The following is an 18,874-nucleotide window of genomic DNA, read 5'->3' as shown; positions in this document are numbered from 1 at the left end:
GCATGATGTTCAACAATGATGACCTTTCCAGCCTGCGCTGGGACGCGGTTTCCGGTACCGTGGAAATCATCGACCAGACCCTGCTGCCGCATACGCTGCGTTGGGTGCACCTGGATTCTCTAGAGGCCTATTGCCACGCCATTCGCCATATGCAGGTGCGGGGTGCGCCCCTGATCGGCATTACCGCGGCCTTTGGCCTGGCCCATGCCCTGGCCGTTAACCCTTCTGACCAAAACCTGATTGCGGCGAGTGAGGCGCTATTGTCCACGCGGCCGACTGCGGTGAACCTGCGCTGGGCGCTGGAGCAGATTCGTGCCGAAGTCAGCAGTTTGCTGCCGTGGGCACGTGCAGAAGCGGCTTTGAACAAAGCGGTGGAATTACGCGCGGAAGACATCGCCAACTGTTCGCGCATAGGGGAACACGGCCTGAGCCTGTTGCGTGAACTGGAAACCGACGGAAAACCGCTGAACGTGATGACCCACTGCAATGCCGGTTGGCTGGCCACGATTCAATGGGGAACGGCACTGTCACCAGTCTACAAGGCCTTTGCTGCCGGTATTCCAGTGCATGTCTGGGTTTCGGAAACCAGGCCGCGCAACCAGGGCATGAATTTGTCGGCTTGGGAGCTGCATAGATCAGGTGTACCGTGCACCGTGGTAGCAGACAACAGCTGCGGCCAACTGATGCGCCAGGGCCTTGTGGACTGCGTGATAGTCGGTTCGGACCGCACTGCGGCCAATGGCGATGTGTGCAACAAAATCGGTACTTACCTGAAGGCACTGGCTGCCCGCGACAACGGTATTCCCTTCTACGTTGCCTTGCCGGAGTCCACTATTGACTGGGATTGCGCGAGTGGCGCGAAGATACCCATAGAGGAACGTGATGCACTGGAGGTGCTCTCTATTGCTGGCGTGGATGCTTCCGGACAGGGCCTGGAAGTAAACCTCGCTGCAGAGGGTACAAGCGCGGTAAACCCTGCTTTTGATGTCACACCCGCGGAGCTGGTGTCAGGACTGGTTACTGAGTACGGATTTTTTGCCGCCAGCCCTGAGGGACTCAGCGAGATGAGAGCATTGCTGCCCGGCGCATAATGTGCGCTGGAGCTGGAGGCGCTGTCAGATTTTTTCGTCGAGACCGATGTGGTCTATGCGAGGATAGCTACGCCACTGAAAAACCTGCTTGTGATCACAAATAAGGCAGCTATGTTCGATATCGCCGCTAGTCGGATCCATTTCTCCCGACCTGGCCATCATGCCCTGACCACAGGCATCGCACACGTAGTTGACCTCTACCGGCCTTACTTCTCGCTTTACTTCGGACATGCCGTGGGCGACTCCTGAATTTGAATGAGTTGTGTCATGCGGTACAGGACACTGCTAACGGTTGAGCGACCTTTCCGCAGGGAGCAAAAACCGCAGCCACCGATGTGCTCGGTGGTGCAAGCCGGGTCCGGAACAAGCGATAGTAGAGCCCAGTGGCTCTAGAAATCATCCAGTTCCAGGTCGTAAAAACCCAGTTCGTCTCGCAGGCGCTTCTCTTCGAGTCGGCGTTCGGCGCGACGGCGTTTTTCTGCCAGCCGCTGCTTGTTACTGATCACTGGCTCGAAGTCTTCAAACTCCTCATCGGACATGTCACTGAGCATAGGCTCGAACATATCGTCCAGGGAATCGGAAGAGTTGCGTTCCTGATGTCGCTCTCCCATAAATCACCTCCCGATGATTTACACAAAAGGTTTTTGTGGGCAGATACCGCTCTGCCTCCCGCGGAGTAAATCAAAAAAGGAATAGCTTGGGAATATCTTTTTTTACTGTTATTTACCAAAAAAGTGGCCCGCCGCCTTCCGTGACGCTCCCTGCCCTCGCCTGAACTTCCCTGTCCTGTCATCCCTGACATGCGGGCTAACGGGCCACCCGAATTGAGTAGTGCAAGGCCCATGCCAGCGAATACGGCCCGGATCAGGCCGCCGTTACGGGTATTTCGTGTCATTCGTGATCACTGCGGACTTGTCCGGACCCGTCCGATTTACCGGTCAGCGTGGCTTGCGGCGTGCAAAATGGGTATCAAGCCTTGTTCACCGTGAAAGTTCGGACAGAATCCCCATGGCCACTGTCTCAGCGGTGCCAGTGTCGGCACCGACAGTGAGATCAGCATATTTCTCATACAGTGGTGTTCTCTCCGCATAAACGCTTTCGAAGCTCTGCGCGGTGTCGCTGGCAATTCCGCGCAGCGGCGCGCCGGCGATGCGCTGTTCAAGGGTAGACAAGCTGGCCCGCAGGTAGACCACCGGGCCCGCCGCTTTCAGTCGCTGCATACTGGCGGCGCTGTAGACGACACTGCCGCCGGTGGAGATCAGGGCGTGATCAAGAGGAATTGTCAGCAGCACCTGTTCTTCCAGCTGGCGAAGATGCCGGTAGCCATACTGGTCGAGAATTTCCTGTAAGGTGGCGCCGGCGCGAACCTGTATATCGAGGTCGGTGTCCACGAAACGCAGGCGGGTGAGCTTGGCCAGCAGTACGCCTACTGTGCTCTTGCCAGCGCCCGGCATGCCGACCAGGCTGATTGTTCCGAATGAGGCCATTACTATCTCGCTGCACGTGAATCCGCATTATCCTCAACAGTCGGGGCCCGCGCCACTGCTGTGCCTTGCAGGGTTCACTGCGGGTGGGTAGAGTTGCGGTTTCCAGACCAACCCGGACCTGCACATGAGCCTGTTAACCACGCCACTGGACACCCTGCATAGAGAACTGGGGGCGAAGATGGTGCCCTTTGCCGGATACGACATGCCGGTTCAATACCCGACGGGAATTATCAAGGAACACCTGCACACGCGTAATGCGGCGGGACTGTTTGACGTTTCCCATATGGGCCAGGTGGTTGTCGAGGGAGTGGGGGCGGCAGCGATGCTCGAGACCCTGGTGCCGGCGGATATAGAAGGACTGGGTATTCATCGGCAAACCTATGCTTTATTGACCAACGAAGATGGAGGGGTGCTTGATGACCTTATTATTACCCGTTGGGATGAGAACCGCTTTTTCCTCGTAGTCAACGCGGCCTGTAAGGCTCAGGACATTGCACACTTGCGGCGCAATCTGTCGGGCCAGTCATTGCAGGTACTGGAAAAGCAGGCGCTGCTCGCTTTGCAGGGGCCGCAGGCGCGCGAAGTGATGACAGAGCTCTGTCCTGCTGCGGCCGGGTTGGTATTTCTGCAGGGTTGCAATGCCAGCGTGGACGGCATCGACGCCTACATCACCTGTTCAGGATACACCGGTGAAGATGGTTTCGAGATTTCGCTTGCTGCCGACGACGCTGATGCGCTGGCGCGACGTATCCTGGCTTGTCCCCAGGTTGAACCCATCGGCCTTGGTGCCCGTGATTCCCTCCGACTGGAGGCGGGCCTCTGCCTCTATGGTCATGAGTTGAATAATGAAATTGACCCGATTCAGGCCGGGTTGCTGTGGTCGATCAGTAAGGAGCGGCGTGCAGATGGTACGCGCCCCGGCGGATTCCCCGGTGCCTCAGTGATATTCCAGCGGATTGAGAACAAGCCGGCCCTGCGCCGGGTCGGGCTCAGGGTAGAGGGCAAACGTCCTGTTCGCGATGGCCAGGCCGTAGTGGATGTCGATGGCAATCCAGTGGGAGAAATCAGTTCGGCCGGTTACGGTGCCAGTGTCGGCGGGCCTATTGCTATGGCCTATGTACAGCGTGAACTGGGTGAGCCTGGCACCGAGTTGGCGGTAGACGTGCGCGGCAAATTACTGGCGGTGACCGTTACTCGCATGCCCTTCAGTCCTCAGCGTTACTATCGGGGTTGAGGCGGTCAGGGAGGGCAGGCCGGCGGAGTTTATGCAGGCCTTGCTGGAGTTCACTGAGAGGGCGCTCCAGCCACCGGTGCAGCGCGAGCCAGGGCTGGTAGCGGAGCAGTAACCAGAATGACAGCAGTGCGACCAGAACGCCCCCAATAGCAGTGACCAGGGCGCTACGGTCCAATGAGGTATTGGTCGTCGGAGAGGCTGCGGCCGTATCCCCTTCTACGCTCACTTCGACTGCAGATAGTGACAACACCTCGAGTGTTCCGCTGCGCGTATTCCACCAGAAGAAGTCAGCCGCAGGCAGCAGGTAATCTCCCGGTGCTTCCGCAACGTAACTGATGGACTGTACGCGGCGGGCGGTGGTCTCTCCCCGGTTGTTGCTGTTCTCCAATTCCGGCGGCGCCGGGTACGCAGCCAGCCCTGGCAGGCGCTCAGCCGAAAACGCGGGTAACATCATCGCCTGCACATCGGCGGCCTGGAAAACGATGCGTCGTTCGAACGCGTCGCCGGGTTGCAGCGCACCGGTGTCCCGGTCAACGCTTTGGGTAACGCTGAACGTGGGTGATGCCACCCAAAAGCCCGCCTGTTTCAATGCCGACGGTATTTGCACGGTGAAATCAACCGGAGGAGTGAGCAATTCGCCACCGATGCTGCCGCGTTCGCCCGCGTTCACATTCAGGGAGAGTGCGATGGGGGGAATGCTGAATTCGCCGTCGCGCTGGGGATAGACATCCAGTGTCCAGCGCTGGACGACCCATGGCCTGCCTTCCCGGGTTTCGCTGGCGTTGGCCGCGAACTGCTCCGTCTGCAATATGACGAGACCGGGCACTTCCGGAATACGGATGCGGGTTCCGCCGGTGAACCAGGTACTGGTAGCGACCTCAAGGGTAAGTAGCGCGCGTTGACCGGGTACCAGAGTTTGTGCCCCGTTCAACTTGCTGTCCACTGCGAGTTGCCCGGCCTCTACGAGAGTTTGTAATTCATCCTTGCCATGCGCCTGCCCGGCAAACACGAGGGCGATGCATAGAATGGAGAGCAACCGGCTCATGGCTGCTGCTCCCGGCGCTGCAGCTGCATACTGAACTTGGTGGCGAGGAAATTTGATGGGTCCTGCTGCACGCCGCGCAGCCACATGTCGCGGGTGGCTTCGCTTTCCAGGATTTCTTCCGCGGTAAATTGCTTCAACTCTACCTGTTCGAAGCTCAGCTGCTCGGCGCCCTCAGCGGGTATGGCGTCGTCACCGCCCATTTGCTTTTCCTCGGTACCTACACCGGCCTCCTCCATCTGCGATTCGCTGAGACGATTGATCTCGTCGATGATGGATTGCACCTTGTCACGGTTTTCCTGGGCTCCTGGATAACCCGGGTTGCGTTTTAGCAATTGGTCATAGCGTTGCACCGCACGCAGAAAATCGCGTGCGTGAGCGCGGGCATTGGCCTCGTTGAACAGTGCATCGTCGTTGTCCGTGCGCGAAAAGTACTCCGCTGCCTGCATGAAATCCTCGTTGTAGTAGAAGGCTGCGCCCTTCCACATGGGGTCCTGAAAGTGCCCGGCGGCTGCGCGATAATCGCCCATCTGCAGCAATAGCCTGCCCTGTTGATCCGGCGTCAGCCACAGATTGGCAAACCACTGGCCGAGCGAAGGTCCGGATGTTGCGTCCATCACCGGTTGATTTGGGTCTTCCTCCGCCTGGGCAACAACCGGACCCGGTGGGCCAATCAAGAGCAGCGGAACCAGTAGCCAGGCCCAGGTCAGTGTCCAGCCCTTGCGAAACCACATCAGGAATAGAGCAAGGCAGACAAAGACCAGGGGATAGCCGCTGTCCAGCCAGGGCAGGGCGTCATCGTCGATCACCACGTAATGACTTTCAATACGTCGCTCCAGTGCGCGCACGTCGCTATCGTCCAGGCTTAACTCGAAATACCGTCCATTCGCGGCGTCTGCCAGTTCTTCCAGGTTACGTCGCTCCAGTGGTATCAGCCCCGGCTCGTCGCCTTCGGTGCCCACACCCAACACCAGCAACTGATGCTGCCTCGTCTCGAAGTATTCACTGAATGCGCTGGTTGATTCCGCCCCCAGGCCATCGGTGAGCAAAACCACCGACGCCGGTGCCGCCGTGTCGCGGAGAATCTGATCAATCAGCGGCAGTGCGTATTCCGGAAACTTGCCACGACGGGGCATCATCCCGGTATTCAGTGAGGCCAGGTACTGGTTGAGTATTTCCCGGTCGGCGGTGAGAGTGAGTACTGTGTGTGCGCTGCCGGCATACACTACCAGTGCAGAAGGCTTGTCTGGGCGCAGCGCGAGCAGGTCTGAAGCCTTTTGCTTGGCTCGTTCCAGTCTCGAGGGCTGAACGTCTGCCTGTTCCATTGATGAGGATACGTCCAGCAGTATCACCAGCGCTGATTCGTCCTGGCTCAGGGGAGAGGGCTGCTGTCGCCAACTGGGGCCGGCGATAATAGTGATCATGGCCAGCACCAGCACGATACTGAACAAGGTGGGGTTGAGCCAGCGTGAGTCGCCGCGGTCCAGGCGCAGGTGCTCCAGCAGGTGTGGTGCAATAATTCCCCCAAACATGTCTTTTTGGGTTTGGCGCCGCCGCTGCAGGGCGATCAGCCAAATACCCGGCAGCAACAGCAGCAGGGCCCAGGGCCGCAGCAGATGGAAGTGTTCCAACGCGGGAAAATCAGGCAGCATTGTCGGCCGCCCTTGTCTTTCGCGTTATCAGCGCCATGATGGTGTGGTAGAGCAGATAGAGGATGCAGGCCAGGGCCACGGGCAGCCAGTGCAGGCTCTGCTTCGGTCGGAAGCTGATGCTTTCATACAGCTCCGGTTCCAACTCGCCGATGGTCAGGTAGGCATCGCGCATCTGTTTCTGGTCCAGGGCTTCAAAGGTGCGACCTCCGCTTATTTCACTGACCCGGGTAATGGTGTCCATATCCAGCGCATCTTCGCCCACCGTGGTCGGGTCGCCTATCGCAATCGTGTAAATGCGCACAGCATAGCTGGCGGCCACCTTGGCCGCGTCTATGGGCGGGACGGTGCTACCTGTGTCGTTGCCGTCGGTGAGGATGATCAGCACCCGGTTACTGGAATCGCTCTGGGTGAACTGACGTATGGCCAGACCGATGGCGTCGCCGAACACCGTACTCGGGCCAGCCATGCCGATTTCAGTTTCATCCAGCAGTTGCATCCATACCTGGTGGTCATCAGTGAATGGCGTCTGCAGGTACGCCGCTGCACCAAACACAATCAGGCCCAGCCGGTCAGAGGGGCGCCGGTCGGCAAGCTCTTCGAGGACCTGTTTGACTGCCTGCAGGCGATCGATATTCGTGCCATCAGCCAGCGCGAAGTCCTGGGTTTCCATCGAGCCGGAAAGATCCACAGCGACCATCAGGTCGCGTCCCGACTTCTGCTGCTCAATGGGCGGGCCTATCCATTGTGGCTTGGCTGCTGCCAGTACCAGGCAGAGCCAGGTCAGGTTGACCAGGAATTTTTGCGCACGGTCCCGGCGAATCACCCGCGCGCCCTGTTCGGGGCGCTGTTTGCTCAATTCCACAAGCTTGGCAAAGAAAGGAACGCGCACGGAGTCGCGGCTCTCCTTGTAAGCGGGCAGCAGGCGCATCAGCAAGGGCAGGGGCAGCAGCAGTAATGCCCAGGGGTAGGCGAGCTCAATCATCGTAACGATTCTTGTGCTGATCCACCCAGTTCAGGCTGGCGCGTAGAAGCCGGGATCCCGAGGATGAATCAACACTGCTGCCCTGGTAGACGCCCGCGCCCAGCAACTGGCAGTCGCCGTCATCAAAGGGTGTGGGCTGGCATTGTGAGTTGAGAAACTGGGTCCATTTGTCGCCGGAAAGACGGGCGACCTCCTGCCGGGAGAAAGCGGCCATGGCCGTGAGCTTCAGTAGTCGATTCACATCCGCCACTATGTCTTCGGAGCCCTCCAGGGCCTGCAGCCTGATGCGCGCTTCGCGGCGATAGCGATTGCGGTACCAGTGGCGCAGTCTGCGCCATGAATAACGCGAGAACAGGAAGAGCAGGGCGGCAGCGACAGCGTACCAGCCGGGTGTCTGTGGCAGCCAGTCTATGGGTGGTGGGGCGGCGATCTCGTTAAAGTCACCGAGAACGTAGTTGCCGAATATATCCGGGAGTGGCGGCAGGCTCATTGTAAGATCCTTTGCCCGCCCAGCTGTTCTCGCAGTTGACGGTCGGTTGGCTCCGCAGTGTGCACCGGGATTACCGGAATGCCGTGTCGCAACAGTTCGCTGCGTACGTGAGCCAGCGAACTCTGGAAGCTGGCTTCGTAGCGTTCTCCCAGGTCCTGGTGCGAGGGGTCGATCTCCAGCTGATAATAACCGTCGCTGACCACCAGTTTGTCGGCAGCTGAAATATCGCGCTCCAGTGGGTCGAAGATCATGCAGCTGATGATGTCGTTGTGTTGGGCGAGACGGCGAATGCTCTGCAGCGCCTTGTCGTTCCAGCCATAGAAGTCGGATACCAGGATAACCAGATAGTCATGGCTTACCATGCGCTGCGTTGCCCTGAGCGCATCCAGCAGCGCCTCCGGTTCGCTTTCGATACCGGAGTTAACGGACAGCTCATTGTTCATTTTTGCCAGGTCACCCAGCCAGCCCATTACTCTACTTTCGCTACGCGTGGGGCGGGCCTCGGCGATACGTTGATCGTTGAACAGAATGGCACCTATACGATCGCCGACACCGAGTACCCGCCAGGCAGTAATGGCGGCGACTTCTGCGGCAATGACGGATTTCATCTTGCGCTCACTACCGAAAAACATCGGCAGTCGCTGGTCCACCACCACCACCACGGGGCGATCTCGCTCCTCGGTATAGACCCGGACATGCGGCTTTCCGGTGCGATTGGTGACGCGCCAGTCCATAGTGCGAATGTCGTCGCCGGGCCGATAGTGACGCAGTTCATCAAAGTCCAGCCCGCGGCCTCGCAACTTTGAACGCTTGCGCCCGGCGAGCAGGGAGCGCACGGGCTGCCTGGGCAGGTAACTGAATCCGCCTGCTTTATATCTCAGCCTGACCAGGGAGTGCAGACCGGTATAGATTTCCTCGTCGGAAGGCGTCGGCACAGGGTCAGCCTACTGCAACCTGGGTAATGATCTCGTCGATCACCTGGTCTGGCGTTACTCTGTCGGCGAGCGCGTCGTAGCTTAGAATCAGGCGGTGCCGCATCACCGAGTGCAGCACGGAACGCACGTCCTCGGGCGTCACATGATCACGCCCGTCCAGCCAGGCGCTGGCCCGGCTGCAACGGTGTAACGCAATGCTGGCGCGCGGGCTCGACCCGTTCTCGATCCAGTTGCCGAGTTTGTCGCCAAACTGCGCCGGAAGGCGCGTCGCCATCACCAGGTCGACCATGTATTGCTCAACGGGTTGGGCAATCTGCATGGCACCTATGGTATTGCGGGCAGCAAAAATGTGATCCTGCGAGATCATCGTCAGCTCTTCCTGCTGGTTCGACTCTTCGGCTTGCAGCATGCGCACGATAGCCAGCTCTGCCTGGTCGTCAGGGTAGTCTACGGAGATCTTCATCAGGAAGCGGTCCATCTGTGCCTCGGGAAGCGGGTAGGTGCCCTCTTGTTCGATAGGGTTCTGGGTAGCCAGCACCATGAACAGTTCCGGTAGCGGGTAGGTCTTGCCGGCTACTGTGACCTGACGCTCTTCCATAGCCTCTAGCAGTGCCGCCTGAACCTTCGCTGGTGCCCGGTTTATCTCGTCGGCCAGCACCAGCTCATTGAAAATCGGGCCCTGCTGGAAGATGAGCTCCGAGACGCCATGGTTGTCCTGATAAACTTCATTGCCGGTTACATCCGATGGCAGCAGGTCAGGGGTGAACTGAATACGCCCCAGGCTGGCTTTGAGTACCCTTGCCAGCGTTTTGATCGAACGTGTCTTGGCCGTGCCGGGTAAGCCCTCCAGTAGTACGTTACCGTTACAAAGCAGGGCAAGGGTTAGTGTGCGCACCACTTGTTCCTGTCCTATCACCGACCGGGACATCTGTTGCATCATGGAATGTACGGCATTCAGGTCTTCACTGGACAAAAGGTTGCTCCTTATCAGTGCGTTGGCTCACGGGGGTTAACAGGGCCCAGGCGACAGTATAGCCGCTTGCTATTGAAAGCGACTAGACGGTGGCGATTCAGCTCGCAAGTCCTGCCCGGCTGCGTGACGCACTGCGTTTGAATGGCGCACCGGTTGTGGCAGTATGTAGGTCAGGGTTGGGACAGAGGCAGTTGTATGAACACGACGCTGATACTTAAGCTTGACGTATCGGGATTGCCAATCAGTTTTGTGGGCTGGCACACCGCAGCGCGGCTTTTGACCTCAGAAAAAGTTATTTGGTCCATGGGTGACACTGCCATTACCTTGCGCGGGGGGACCAACCGCGACGGTGAGCGTTCTATGTTACACCTGCCCGCCATCATCAGCGTCAGCGACCGCAGCAACATCTGGAATCAGGAAAATCCGCGAAGGGCCTACCGAAGGGTGATCTTCCAGCGCGACGAAGGTCTGTGCATGTACTGCGGTACCAGCGTCCCTTTCCGCCACTTCCAGATGGACCACATTATTCCCAAGAGTCGGGGCGGCCCCGATACCTACCAGAATCTTTGCTGCTCTTGCGGCGTCTGTAACGACAGGAAAAAAAACCGGACCCCCGATGAGGCCGGCATGAAGTTGTTGGCCGTGCCCTATGTGCCGAACCCGGCAGCCCGGCTGATCCTTTCCGGCCGTGCGATCATTGCTGACCAGATGGACTACTTGAAGGGGTATGCCAACCTGAGGAAAACGCGCCGCGAAGTGTGAGGCTCTGGCGGCGGGCTGGTTTACTCACAGCCGTCGAGGTGAGAGCCAGGGTTGGAATATTCCATACAGACCACCAGCCAACCCACCGTCTCCGGTTGGTATGGATGTTGCCTACTGTGCGATCCACTTTGCCTCTGTCAGCAGTTGACTGCCATTGAAGATCTTGCCGGCGAATGTCTCGCCCGGCTGCACCGCGCCGACGCCTGCCGGGGTGCCGGTCATGACGATATCGCCGTCTTCCAGGGTGGTGAAGCGCGTCAGTTCGCTGATGATCGTTTCGGGTGGATACATCATCAGGCTGACGCTCCCCTGCTGGCAGGGCTTTCCATTTTTCTCCAGCAGTAACGAGAGTCCGGCGGTGTCGCCGTCAAAGCGGCAAAATGGCGAAAACAGTGCGGCGCCATCAAAGGCCTTGGCCCTTTCCCAGGGCAGTCCCGCAGATTTCAGCCTGCCCTGCAGTTCGCGCTTGGTAAGGTCCAGGCCAAAACCCGCGGCCACAGGCCTGCCGCGTTCGATCAGCAGAGCAATTTCACCCTCATAGTGCAGGGGCTCGCCATCCAGTTGGGCATTCAGGGTGGCACCGATAGCCGAATTGGGTTTGCCAAAGACAACCATCTCTTCCGGAATTTCGTTGCCCAGTTCCCTGATATGTTCAACGTAGTTGCGACCTATGCAGAGAATCTTTGAAGGCGTGATCGCCGCGCCGTCCAGCAAGACTGTTTTCATGTGCCGTACTCCATCATGCTTGTGCCGGCAGTATATCGACTGAGCGTCGTATCCGGGACCTTGTGCTAATCTTTACTGACAATAATGATATGACGGGAGAACTGATATGGACCTGGGCAGCATCAATTGGGTCGTCGTGTTGGGCGCGGCAGCGATGGCGTTCGTCCTGGGGGGCATCTGGTATGGCCCACTGTTTGGTAAATCGTGGCAGGGGTTCATCGGGCTGACCGATGAAGAACTGGCCAACCAGGGCAAGCCCGCGGTAATTATGGGCGTCGCGTTTTTATTGACGGTTGTGCAGGCCATGGTGCTGGCCGCCACGATGCCGGATACAGCCGGGATCACCGCTGGTGCAAGCCACGGCCTGGTGATAGGGCTTGGCTTTGTCGCCACGGCTTTTGGTATCAACTACCTGTTCTCCCGGCACCCCCGCGCGCTGTTCGCTATTGATGGCGGATACAATGTGCTGCAGTTCGCGCTGATGGGGGCTGTCCTGGGGGCCTTTGGCTGAGGGCTTATGCGCCCGACCTTGCCGTTGGCGGCGAGAAGACCTCTTCCGGGCGAGCCTGTTGTTTCAGTGCGTACATACCCTTTCGCGGTTCGATGAACAGCGCCTCGCAGCTGGCGGTCAGTTCATCGTGTGCGAACATCTTGCCCTCCATAAAAGTCTTGCGACCCTCCTGCTTGGTGATTCGTGCTTCCAGATGCAGGTCAGTGGTGAGCGGGGTGCGGTGATGGTAGCTCACGTTCAGGTAGCCAGTCATCCCGGGGCGCTTGCCCAGTTTCTGTGCGAAGCCCATAAACTGGTCGAATATTGCTGCCACATAGCCACCGTGGACACTGCCGGGCGGTCCCTCGTAGGCCCAACCACAAAAGCAGCGCCCGATAGCCATGTCGCCCTCGATCCGGGTAGTCACCGGCGGGGCCAGCGGATTGCTGTAGCCGGCCAGTGGGTTCAGTTCATGGCTGACTTGTCCGAAGGAGCCGTGTTGCCCGGACTCGATCCAGTCCAGCCGACCATAAACGCGGGGTGATGAGGCGAAATCGGAGGCGGTGTTTTCCAACTGCTCGGCGATGTCATGCATTTTCGAGGTGTCGGGGGAACTGGTCACCAGTACCTCGGTGAGTAGTCGTACTGCCGCAGCCACGCGGCGCTTTGCCTGCCACTCCTCATTGAAGGGAGCGGTAATCTCCTCGCTGGCGAAAGGGTTTTTCAGTTCAGTCATTCTCTACTATCCGCTTGATTGGTAGCACCATCTTACTGCACAGTCGTATTAGAGGTGGTTTACTCTGTCAGGCTCCATCGTCCTCGGCCAGCGCTTTCAATAGATAAGTGCTTATCCAGCCAGGTTGTAGCCGGACGATGGTGCCTATTTGTACAATTCTATTCCTGTTATATCAAAAAGTCGGGTCTTGACTGGTGTTTATGCAAGTAACTGGCTCGACTAATCCTCCATGATGGCGTGATGTCTTACGAACTGTTTACTGGCCTGGCGCTGTTTTCCCTTGTCAGCTCCATTACCCCGGGGCCCAACAACCTGATGTTGATGGCCTCGGGAGCCAATTTTGGCTTCCGCCGCACGCTACCTCATATGGTCGGCGTGGCGTTGGGGTTCACCGCCATGGTGATTCTGGTGGGTTTGGGGTTGGTGGGGTTGTTCGAGATGTATCCGGTCAGCTACGAACTCCTCAAGGTAGTTAGTATCGTCTACCTGGGTTATCTCGCCTGGCGAATCGCCACCGCTGCAGCGCCGGCGGGGGATACCCAGGAGCAAATTGACCGCGGCAGGCCAATCACCTTTTTCCAGGCTGTACTGTTCCAGTGGGTCAATCCCAAGGCCTGGACCATGGCGCTGACATCCCTGACGGTCTATGCGCCGTCGCAGGACCTGTGGGCGGTGTTGGCGGTGGCGCTTGTCTTCGGCACCATAAACCTGCCCTGTGTCAGCACCTGGACACTAATGGGCCTGCACCTGCAGCGTTTGCTTACCAGCCGCAGGCGCCTGGTCGCGTTCAATTTCACTATGGCGGTGCTACTGGTTGGTTCGCTGTATCCGGTGCTACTGGACTGAGGTTTCACCCTGCGGCTGCCTCCACGATGTTCTGGTGATTCGGAAATGGCAACTGGGCCACGGTTGAATGCTATCGCGTGGTTCCTGGGCTGTGCGCGGTGCGGTGAGGGGTCGCTGCGGGTGGGTCTCCCGCAGGCGTCAGCAGTTTACGGTCCAGGAACTCGAAGATATCCCGGCTGAGCACGTTGCGTCCTACCGGCGTCATCGACAGGAAAGGCTGCCAGTGATTATAGGGATAAAGGATGCGCTCGGGCTGGCCCGTGGCTTCAAAGAGCGCAGCCCGTGAGGCGGGCGGTATGCAGTCATCCTTATCACTCTCGATAATGAGCGTGTTCTCGGGACGGTAACGGCCACGCCACAGGGCGGGGTCACCATAGCGCATCTGCTGGCGGAAAAATGCCCGGTATTCCTCCTGTGACCAGCCCAGGCGCTCGCTGACCTGCTTGCGCGCGTACTCTACGACCAGGTTGCACTCAGCCATCATGTTCCAGGGTTGGGCGCCGCCCAGAACATAAACTGCAGTATGGATCCGGGGGTCGTTGCCAGCCACGTTGGCACTCACCAGTGCGCTCATGGAAAAACCGATTATGCCAATACGGCGAGTGTCGATTTCGGGTCGAGTCTGTGCCCAGTCGATCAGCCGGCGGGTATCGATGGCAACGGCGCGAAAGCGTGCGGATGACTGGTCAACTGTGGCGAAGAATTCTGTTTCATTGTCGACATCAGCGAGTTCAAACCAGTCATATAACGCACCGTCACCCTGCATCCACAATACGTTGGCGTCCCCTTTGGAGTGCAGTGCGAAACCGTTGGACACCACGGTGGCAGGAAAGGTGTGTGTGGCCCATATCGGCAAGACGATTAGCAGCGGTTTCTTTCCCTGCTTCAGGCTGCGGAAGTAACGCGCGTCGACCAGGTTGCCGGGTTGGCCATTGTCCTCGCTGGATGGGAAGCGCAAACCCTCCAGCCGATACCCCTGAATCTGCTGGAAGGGCATGGGATAGAACTCAGGTTGCGGCACAGGTGCTGCATATTCGTAATGCCCACTGTCGTAGCTGGCGTACTCGGTGTGTGCGGTCAACGACGGACTGTATGCCTGGTGCAGGTGACTGGTGCAAGCGGACAGCAGCGTCATCAGCGCCAGCCAGGCGGCACTGTAAATAGCGACCGTGGGCAGTTGTCGATACTTGCGTATCGTGCCCTCTTTCAGGCGCTTCATTTGCTGGAGGATGCAGCCATGGCGGCCCCGGCAGAATTATTATCTGCCGAGAGTATAACTGGATGACTCGCCCGGGGCGATCTGCCGCCCTGAACAGCCGCTACTTTGTTGGTCCTTTCCCGCATGCGAATCTATCGGTTAGACTGACTGCGATAAAAGCACCTGTAGAGTAGCAGTATGTACGACATCGCCAGAACCGTCTCCCGCGTCGCCAATGAGACCTACAGCCACAGCCGACGTATCATGCCGCAACAACCCTGGTGGGAGCATTTGGAAAGTAGTTTCCACAAGTTTCCCGACGACTTTGAGCTGGACCTGCGCACAGAAGTGACGGTCCAGGCAACCGCGTTTGGCGACCTGTTGTTGCGTACAGCTGGAGCGGGCATGCTCAATGCGCTGGCCTTGCCCAGTAGTTTCCAGCCGCTGCAGCTTAAACGCGATGCCGGGACACGTGCCTATTATCAGCGCAAAGCAAATCAAGCCGACGCGGACGCATTTTTCAAGCGACCCAACTCCTCAAAAGTGACTATGCATTCATCCAGCGCGGGCCCCATGCGCTTTAGGCCCAAGGATGGCTCCTGTCGCCTGCTCAGCTTTGACAGTCCGTTCAGGACGGTCAATCCAAAGATACGCGATGCTTACCCCAGGCAGAAACGTAACATGCGCGCAGTAGCGCAGCACTGGCGTCATGAAGATGGCCCCAGGCCGACGTTGGCTGTAATTCATGGCTTCATGGCTGACCCCTACTGGATGAACCGCATGTTCTTTGCGCTGCCCTGGTTTTATAAGCAGGGATACGACATTCTCCTCTACACGCTTCCTCATCATGGCAAGCGGCAGTCTCGATCGTCGCCGTTCAGCGGTCACGGTTTCTTTGCCAACGGTACCGCTCATATCAACGAATCCTTTGCCCATGCGGTGCATGACTTTCGTATTTTCATGGACTACCTGGAGTCAGAGGGTGTCACCAAGGTGGGCGTTACGGGCATCAGCCTGGGGGGTTATACCTCCGCGTTACTGGCTTCTGTAGAAGAGCGCCTGCAGTTTGCTATCCCCAATGTGCCGGTGGTCAGCCTGGCCGACCTGGTGCTGGAGTGGTTCCCGCTTAACCTGTCGATCAAGGGGATGTTAAAGGCGACAGGCACCAGCGTGCGCGATATTCGCCACGAACTGGCAGTGCATTCGGCTTTGACATATCAACCGAAACTGCCCCGGGAGCGACTGATGGTGATTGCCGGTGCCGGTGACAGGTTGGCGCCCCCCAAGCACGCGCGGCTGCTTTGGGACCATTGGGATCGGCCGCGTATACACTGGTTTCCGGGGAATCACCTGGTGCATCTGGACAAGGGCAAGTACCTCAAGGAGATGGCCTCCTTCATGCGTGAGATCGAATTCAACAGGATGTAATCGCCCATCCTGTGTCAGAACGGGGGGCAACGGTAACCGGCCTAGTCGCGTGGCATCAGGGCCAACTGCCGTGACAGCGCCACCATGCGACCGCCGCTGTCCCACAGTTCGCCATCCTCCTCAAGCACGCCGCCGTTGATAAACCGGGTGCTGAATTTACAGCGCAGCCAACCGGGTTCAGGAATGCCGCGGACCTGGGTAGTCATCTCCAGGGTGGGAATCCAGGCCATGGGCAGGTTGGCATTGAATACGGTGGGCGGAAATGCATCGGCGATGAAGATCAGGCCAAAGGCATCAATGGGTTCTTCATCCTGCAGGCGTATCCAGCCACGCATCAGTGGCTTGCCACTGCCGCGACCGGCATAGAAGCCGGCGTCGTCCGGGTGCAGGCGCATATCCACCTTGCTCATCATTGCTGGGGGCAAGCCACGCTCGTGCGGTACCACGCGGATGCAGTCCTCTGGATCGGGCAGGTCGGGTGGTTCAGCATCCACTATCACGTTGCCATCTACTCTTTGCAGTTCACTGAAACTGCCCAGCAATTCGATAATGGGGCGTTCGGGGCCGTGTACGGACGCCCGCACGGTGCTGAAGCTGCGTCCTGCCTTGATGATATCCGGGTTGATGGTCACTGGCCCGACCTTACCGGGGGAGAGAAAGTGTGCGGTGACAGAAACGGGGTGAGGGCGGCTTGCCTCTGCCATTGCCCGGGCACCCAGTGCCATCAGGTAGCCGCCGTTGGCATTGCCATCGATGTCCCAGCCCGGGCAGATGTCGCCGAAAAAATGATCGCCAGCGGCGTGGACGGCCGTTTCCTTAGAGAAGTTCATGCATGACATCCATGAGACAAGAGGGGGCGCTTATCCTGAAAGCATGTTGTGCAGTAGTCAAACCGCGCCGCGGCTACGACGGTAGCGATAAATGGAGAGTGCGGTGCTTGCAGCCAGCACCAGGGCGCAACCCAGCAGTTTTTCTGCGGTGATCTCCTCGCCCAGGAAAACAACGCTGCCAACCAGTGCACCGGGCAGGTAAAGGTAGTAGATCATGCTCGAGTAAATGGCTGGCAACTCGGTGCTTGCTTTCACCCAGAGTCCGTGTGATACCACGGTACACAGCAATCCCAAAACCACTAGCTGATAAATGTCAGTGGTGGACAGATTCCAGTTGGCTTTGCCCCAGAATGGCAGGAACACAAGCAGGGCGAAGAAAAACTGTCCCCATGTCCGCTCCAGAGTGCCTATGGCTCGTGCGCGCTGGTGCAACAGGGGCATCGCGGCATACAGCAGTGCACTAAACAGACCCACGGCGATGCCCGCCGACGTGCTGTTGCCGAGCGAAAATTCCGGAGAAACGATAACGCAGCCAACGAAGCAGATTAAGATTGCCAGCCACTCTGGTGCGGTAACGCGCTCGCCGTTGAAAATATAGGCCAGCACCAGGTACTGGCCGCTGTAGGTGATGATGGTGAGCGCGGCGATAGCGGCGGTGGCCAGCTTGATACTCATGAAATAGGTCAACCAGTGCAGGCCGAAGACGCAGCCGATAATGACCAGTTGCAACCACTGCCTGGCAGAGAGTCTGAGCAGGTGTCCTCGGAACAGAATCAGCGGGGTGAAGGCGAGCACAGCGATCCCCAGTCTGGCGAGACCTACAGCGTATTCATTGGCCTCGGTAGACTTTACCAGCACCGGTACCGCTGACATGGTCAGTACAGCAATAATTCCGGTGAGAATGAGTTTTGCCTGGGGCATGGCCTTGAGCGTTTGCGACTGCGTTGGCGGGGAAGTGATGATAACCCGTCATAGGCAGGGGGCAAGCTGTTTTACCGCGCTGCCGGATATCGGGTATTTCACTCGGTGCGTCGCAGACCTATACTCGATGGTGGAGTAAGCCCCTTCTTCAGGCAGTGGAGCCGGACATGAGCCTTTCAGTTGTAGCCAGTGATCAATCCTGTGGTGCCGAGGTGCGCGGCCTGGACCTTTCCCGGCCATTGGCAAAGGAGCAGGTTGCGACAATACGTGAGGCCTGGTTGCAGCATCTGGTGCTGTCTTTTCCCGACCAACAATTGACGGATGACGATCTGGAGCGTTTCACCCTCTACTTCGGCCCGTTTGGCGATGACCCTTACATTGCGCCGATACCTGGAAGGGAGCATGTTATCGCCGTAAAACGCAGCGCCGATGAGACCACGTCTATCTTCGCGGAGCAGTGGCACACAGACTGGAGCTTTCAGGCGACGCCGCCCCAGGGAACCTGCCTATACGGCATCACTATTCCGCCACAGGGCGGGGATACTCTCTTCGCCAACCAGGTCAGTGCGCTGGAGCAAATGCCTGCGACACTCCGTCAGCGCCTGGAAGGCAAGCAGGCGGTGCACTCCGCCGTGCTGGGTTATTCCCCGGGTGGCGTGCTGGGTGACGAGGATAAGGCTGCGGGGCGCAGCATGGATATCCGCCCCTCTGAGGACGCAGCGGCGACCCAGTTACATCCCATTATCCGCACGCATCCTGAAACTGGTCGGCAAAGTCTGTACGGGGCCCTGGGCTATATGATCGGCATAGAGGGAATGGAGGGCGAAGAGGAATCTGCGTTGCTAACCGAATTGTACGAATGGCAGACCCGGGAAGCCTTTCATTATCGCCATAAGTGGCAAGCTGGTACCTTGCTGATGTGGGACAACCGCAGTGTGTTGCACCGGGCCACTGGTGGTTTCGAAGGGTATGATCGTCTGCTGCACCGGACCACCATCGGTGCTGCCTGAGCGGGATCGTTGCAAACTGATCTCTACAGAGGAGCTACCGC

Annotated in this window: 21 protein-coding genes; 7 read left to right on the top strand and 14 right to left on the bottom strand. The window is 58.4% G+C overall.

The genetic code is table 11. The features are described 5' to 3' along the window. The first annotated feature begins 2 nt into the window (after positions 1–2). A complete protein-coding gene (gene mtnA / locus C0039_RS01190; protein ID WP_075999633.1) occupies positions 3–1,091 on the top strand; it encodes an S-methyl-5-thioribose-1-phosphate isomerase in 1,089 nt (362 codons plus the stop codon). Between the two features lie 24 nt (positions 1,092–1,115). Here the strand turns inward: mtnA and C0039_RS01185 are convergent, their stop codons facing one another. The 3 genes from C0039_RS01185 to C0039_RS01175 form a co-directional block, all read right to left on the bottom strand. After that, entirely contained in the window at positions 1,116–1,322 is a 207-nt protein-coding gene (locus C0039_RS01185; protein WP_075999632.1) for a type II citrate synthase, read from the bottom strand. A gap of 158 nt (positions 1,323–1,480) precedes the next feature. Beyond that, the gene (locus tag C0039_RS01180) at positions 1,481–1,702 is read right to left on the bottom strand and encodes a PA3496 family putative envelope integrity protein (RefSeq protein WP_075999631.1); all 222 of its coding nucleotides are present in this window, start codon (positions 1,700–1,702) and stop codon (positions 1,481–1,483) included. A gap of 369 nt (positions 1,703–2,071) precedes the next feature. Continuing rightward, positions 2,072–2,578: a shikimate kinase gene (locus C0039_RS01175; protein WP_075999630.1), complete on the bottom strand. Its 507-nt coding sequence runs from the start codon at positions 2,576–2,578 to the stop codon at positions 2,072–2,074. 124 nt (positions 2,579–2,702) lie between these two features. Between C0039_RS01175 and gcvT the strand changes: the two genes are divergently transcribed. After that, positions 2,703–3,812 (top strand): glycine cleavage system aminomethyltransferase GcvT, encoded by a 1,110-nt coding sequence (gene gcvT / locus C0039_RS01170; protein ID WP_101517019.1) that lies wholly within the window; start codon positions 2,703–2,705, stop codon positions 3,810–3,812. Here the strand turns inward: gcvT and C0039_RS01165 are convergent. Genes C0039_RS01165 through C0039_RS01140 form a run of 6 tightly spaced genes read right to left on the bottom strand, consistent with a single transcriptional unit; the run spans position 3,784 to position 9,886 of the window. Continuing rightward, entirely contained in the window at positions 3,784–4,857 is a 1,074-nt protein-coding gene (locus C0039_RS01165; protein ID WP_101517018.1) for a BatD family protein, read from the bottom strand. The two genes, gcvT and C0039_RS01165, sit on opposite strands and share 29 nt — an antisense overlap. Then, complete coding sequence (locus C0039_RS01160; protein WP_101517017.1) at positions 4,854–6,506, bottom strand: VWA domain-containing protein; 1,653 nt, start codon at positions 6,504–6,506, stop codon at positions 4,854–4,856. Before C0039_RS01160 ends, C0039_RS01165 begins: the two co-directional genes overlap by 4 nt. Beyond that, on the bottom strand, positions 6,496–7,488 hold the full coding sequence (locus C0039_RS01155; RefSeq protein WP_075999626.1) for a vWA domain-containing protein: 993 nt from the start codon (positions 7,486–7,488) through the stop codon (positions 6,496–6,498). The genes C0039_RS01160 and C0039_RS01155 overlap by 11 nt, the downstream gene beginning before the upstream one ends. Beyond that, positions 7,481–7,978 carry a DUF4381 domain-containing protein gene (locus C0039_RS01150; protein ID WP_075999625.1) on the bottom strand — a complete coding sequence of 166 codons (498 nt, stop codon included), beginning with the start codon at positions 7,976–7,978 and terminating at the stop codon, positions 7,481–7,483. Before C0039_RS01150 ends, C0039_RS01155 begins: the two co-directional genes overlap by 8 nt. Beyond that, positions 7,975–8,913: a DUF58 domain-containing protein gene (locus C0039_RS01145; RefSeq protein WP_101517016.1), complete on the bottom strand. Its 939-nt coding sequence runs from the start codon at positions 8,911–8,913 to the stop codon at positions 7,975–7,977. Before C0039_RS01145 ends, C0039_RS01150 begins: the two co-directional genes overlap by 4 nt. 4 nt (positions 8,914–8,917) lie before the next feature. Continuing rightward, positions 8,918–9,886: an AAA family ATPase gene (locus C0039_RS01140; protein WP_075999623.1), complete on the bottom strand. Its 969-nt coding sequence runs from the start codon at positions 9,884–9,886 to the stop codon at positions 8,918–8,920. 195 nt (positions 9,887–10,081) lie between these two features. On the opposite strand from C0039_RS01140, the gene C0039_RS01135 reads away from it, so the two are divergent. Then, positions 10,082–10,648: an HNH endonuclease gene (locus tag C0039_RS01135; protein ID WP_165787003.1), complete on the top strand. Its 567-nt coding sequence runs from the start codon at positions 10,082–10,084 to the stop codon at positions 10,646–10,648. A 111-nt stretch (positions 10,649–10,759) separates the two neighbouring features. Here C0039_RS01135 and C0039_RS01130 read toward each other — a convergent pair whose 3' ends face one another. Continuing rightward, positions 10,760–11,374, bottom strand: a complete 615-nt coding sequence (locus tag C0039_RS01130) for a fumarylacetoacetate hydrolase family protein (RefSeq protein WP_075999621.1) — start codon at positions 11,372–11,374, stop codon at positions 10,760–10,762. A 106-nt stretch (positions 11,375–11,480) separates the two neighbouring features. Here C0039_RS01130 and C0039_RS01125 point away from each other — a divergent pair, with 106 nt between their 5' ends. Further along, positions 11,481–11,885 carry a DUF1761 domain-containing protein gene (locus C0039_RS01125; RefSeq protein WP_075999620.1) on the top strand — a complete coding sequence of 135 codons (405 nt, stop codon included), beginning with the start codon at positions 11,481–11,483 and terminating at the stop codon, positions 11,883–11,885. Positions 11,886–11,889: 4 nt separating this feature from the next. On the opposite strand, the gene C0039_RS01120 is transcribed toward C0039_RS01125, so the two are convergent. Then, on the bottom strand, positions 11,890–12,600 hold the full coding sequence (locus tag C0039_RS01120; RefSeq protein WP_075999619.1) for a PaaI family thioesterase: 711 nt from the start codon (positions 12,598–12,600) through the stop codon (positions 11,890–11,892). 240 nt (positions 12,601–12,840) lie between these two features. Between C0039_RS01120 and C0039_RS01115 the strand changes: the two genes are divergently transcribed. After that, positions 12,841–13,446, top strand: coding sequence for a LysE family translocator (locus C0039_RS01115; protein ID WP_075999618.1), 606 nt, complete (start codon positions 12,841–12,843; stop codon positions 13,444–13,446). A gap of 70 nt (positions 13,447–13,516) precedes the next feature. Here C0039_RS01115 and C0039_RS01110 read toward each other — a convergent pair whose 3' ends face one another. Beyond that, complete coding sequence (locus tag C0039_RS01110; RefSeq protein ID WP_101517014.1) at positions 13,517–14,665, bottom strand: alpha/beta hydrolase family protein; 1,149 nt, start codon at positions 14,663–14,665, stop codon at positions 13,517–13,519. Between the two features lie 177 nt (positions 14,666–14,842). On the opposite strand from C0039_RS01110, the gene C0039_RS01105 reads away from it, so the two are divergent. Beyond that, positions 14,843–16,072, top strand: coding sequence for an alpha/beta hydrolase family protein (locus C0039_RS01105; protein ID WP_101517013.1), 1,230 nt, complete (start codon positions 14,843–14,845; stop codon positions 16,070–16,072). Between the two features lie 41 nt (positions 16,073–16,113). On the opposite strand, the gene C0039_RS01100 is transcribed toward C0039_RS01105, so the two are convergent. Together C0039_RS01100 and C0039_RS01095 are read right to left on the bottom strand one after the other, a co-directional pair. Then, a complete protein-coding gene (locus C0039_RS01100) occupies positions 16,114–16,902 on the bottom strand; it encodes a thioesterase family protein (protein WP_075999616.1) in 789 nt (262 codons plus the stop codon). Positions 16,903–16,959: 57 nt separating this feature from the next. Next, positions 16,960–17,823, bottom strand: a complete 864-nt coding sequence (locus C0039_RS01095; RefSeq protein ID WP_075999615.1) for a DMT family transporter — start codon at positions 17,821–17,823, stop codon at positions 16,960–16,962. 167 nt (positions 17,824–17,990) lie between these two features. On the opposite strand from C0039_RS01095, the gene C0039_RS01090 reads away from it, so the two are divergent. After that, the gene (locus C0039_RS01090) at positions 17,991–18,833 is read left to right on the top strand and encodes a TauD/TfdA dioxygenase family protein (protein ID WP_101517012.1); all 843 of its coding nucleotides are present in this window, start codon (positions 17,991–17,993) and stop codon (positions 18,831–18,833) included. The last annotated feature ends 41 nt before the right edge of the window (positions 18,834–18,874 follow it).

Origin of the sequence: Pseudohalioglobus lutimaris (assembly GCF_002866825.1) — a bacterium.
In the GTDB taxonomy this organism is placed as follows: Bacteria; Pseudomonadota; Gammaproteobacteria; order Pseudomonadales; family Halieaceae; genus Halioglobus; species Halioglobus lutimaris.
The sequence above is the reverse complement of the archived record's forward strand: the minus strand, read 5'-3'. Positions and strand labels throughout refer to the sequence as shown.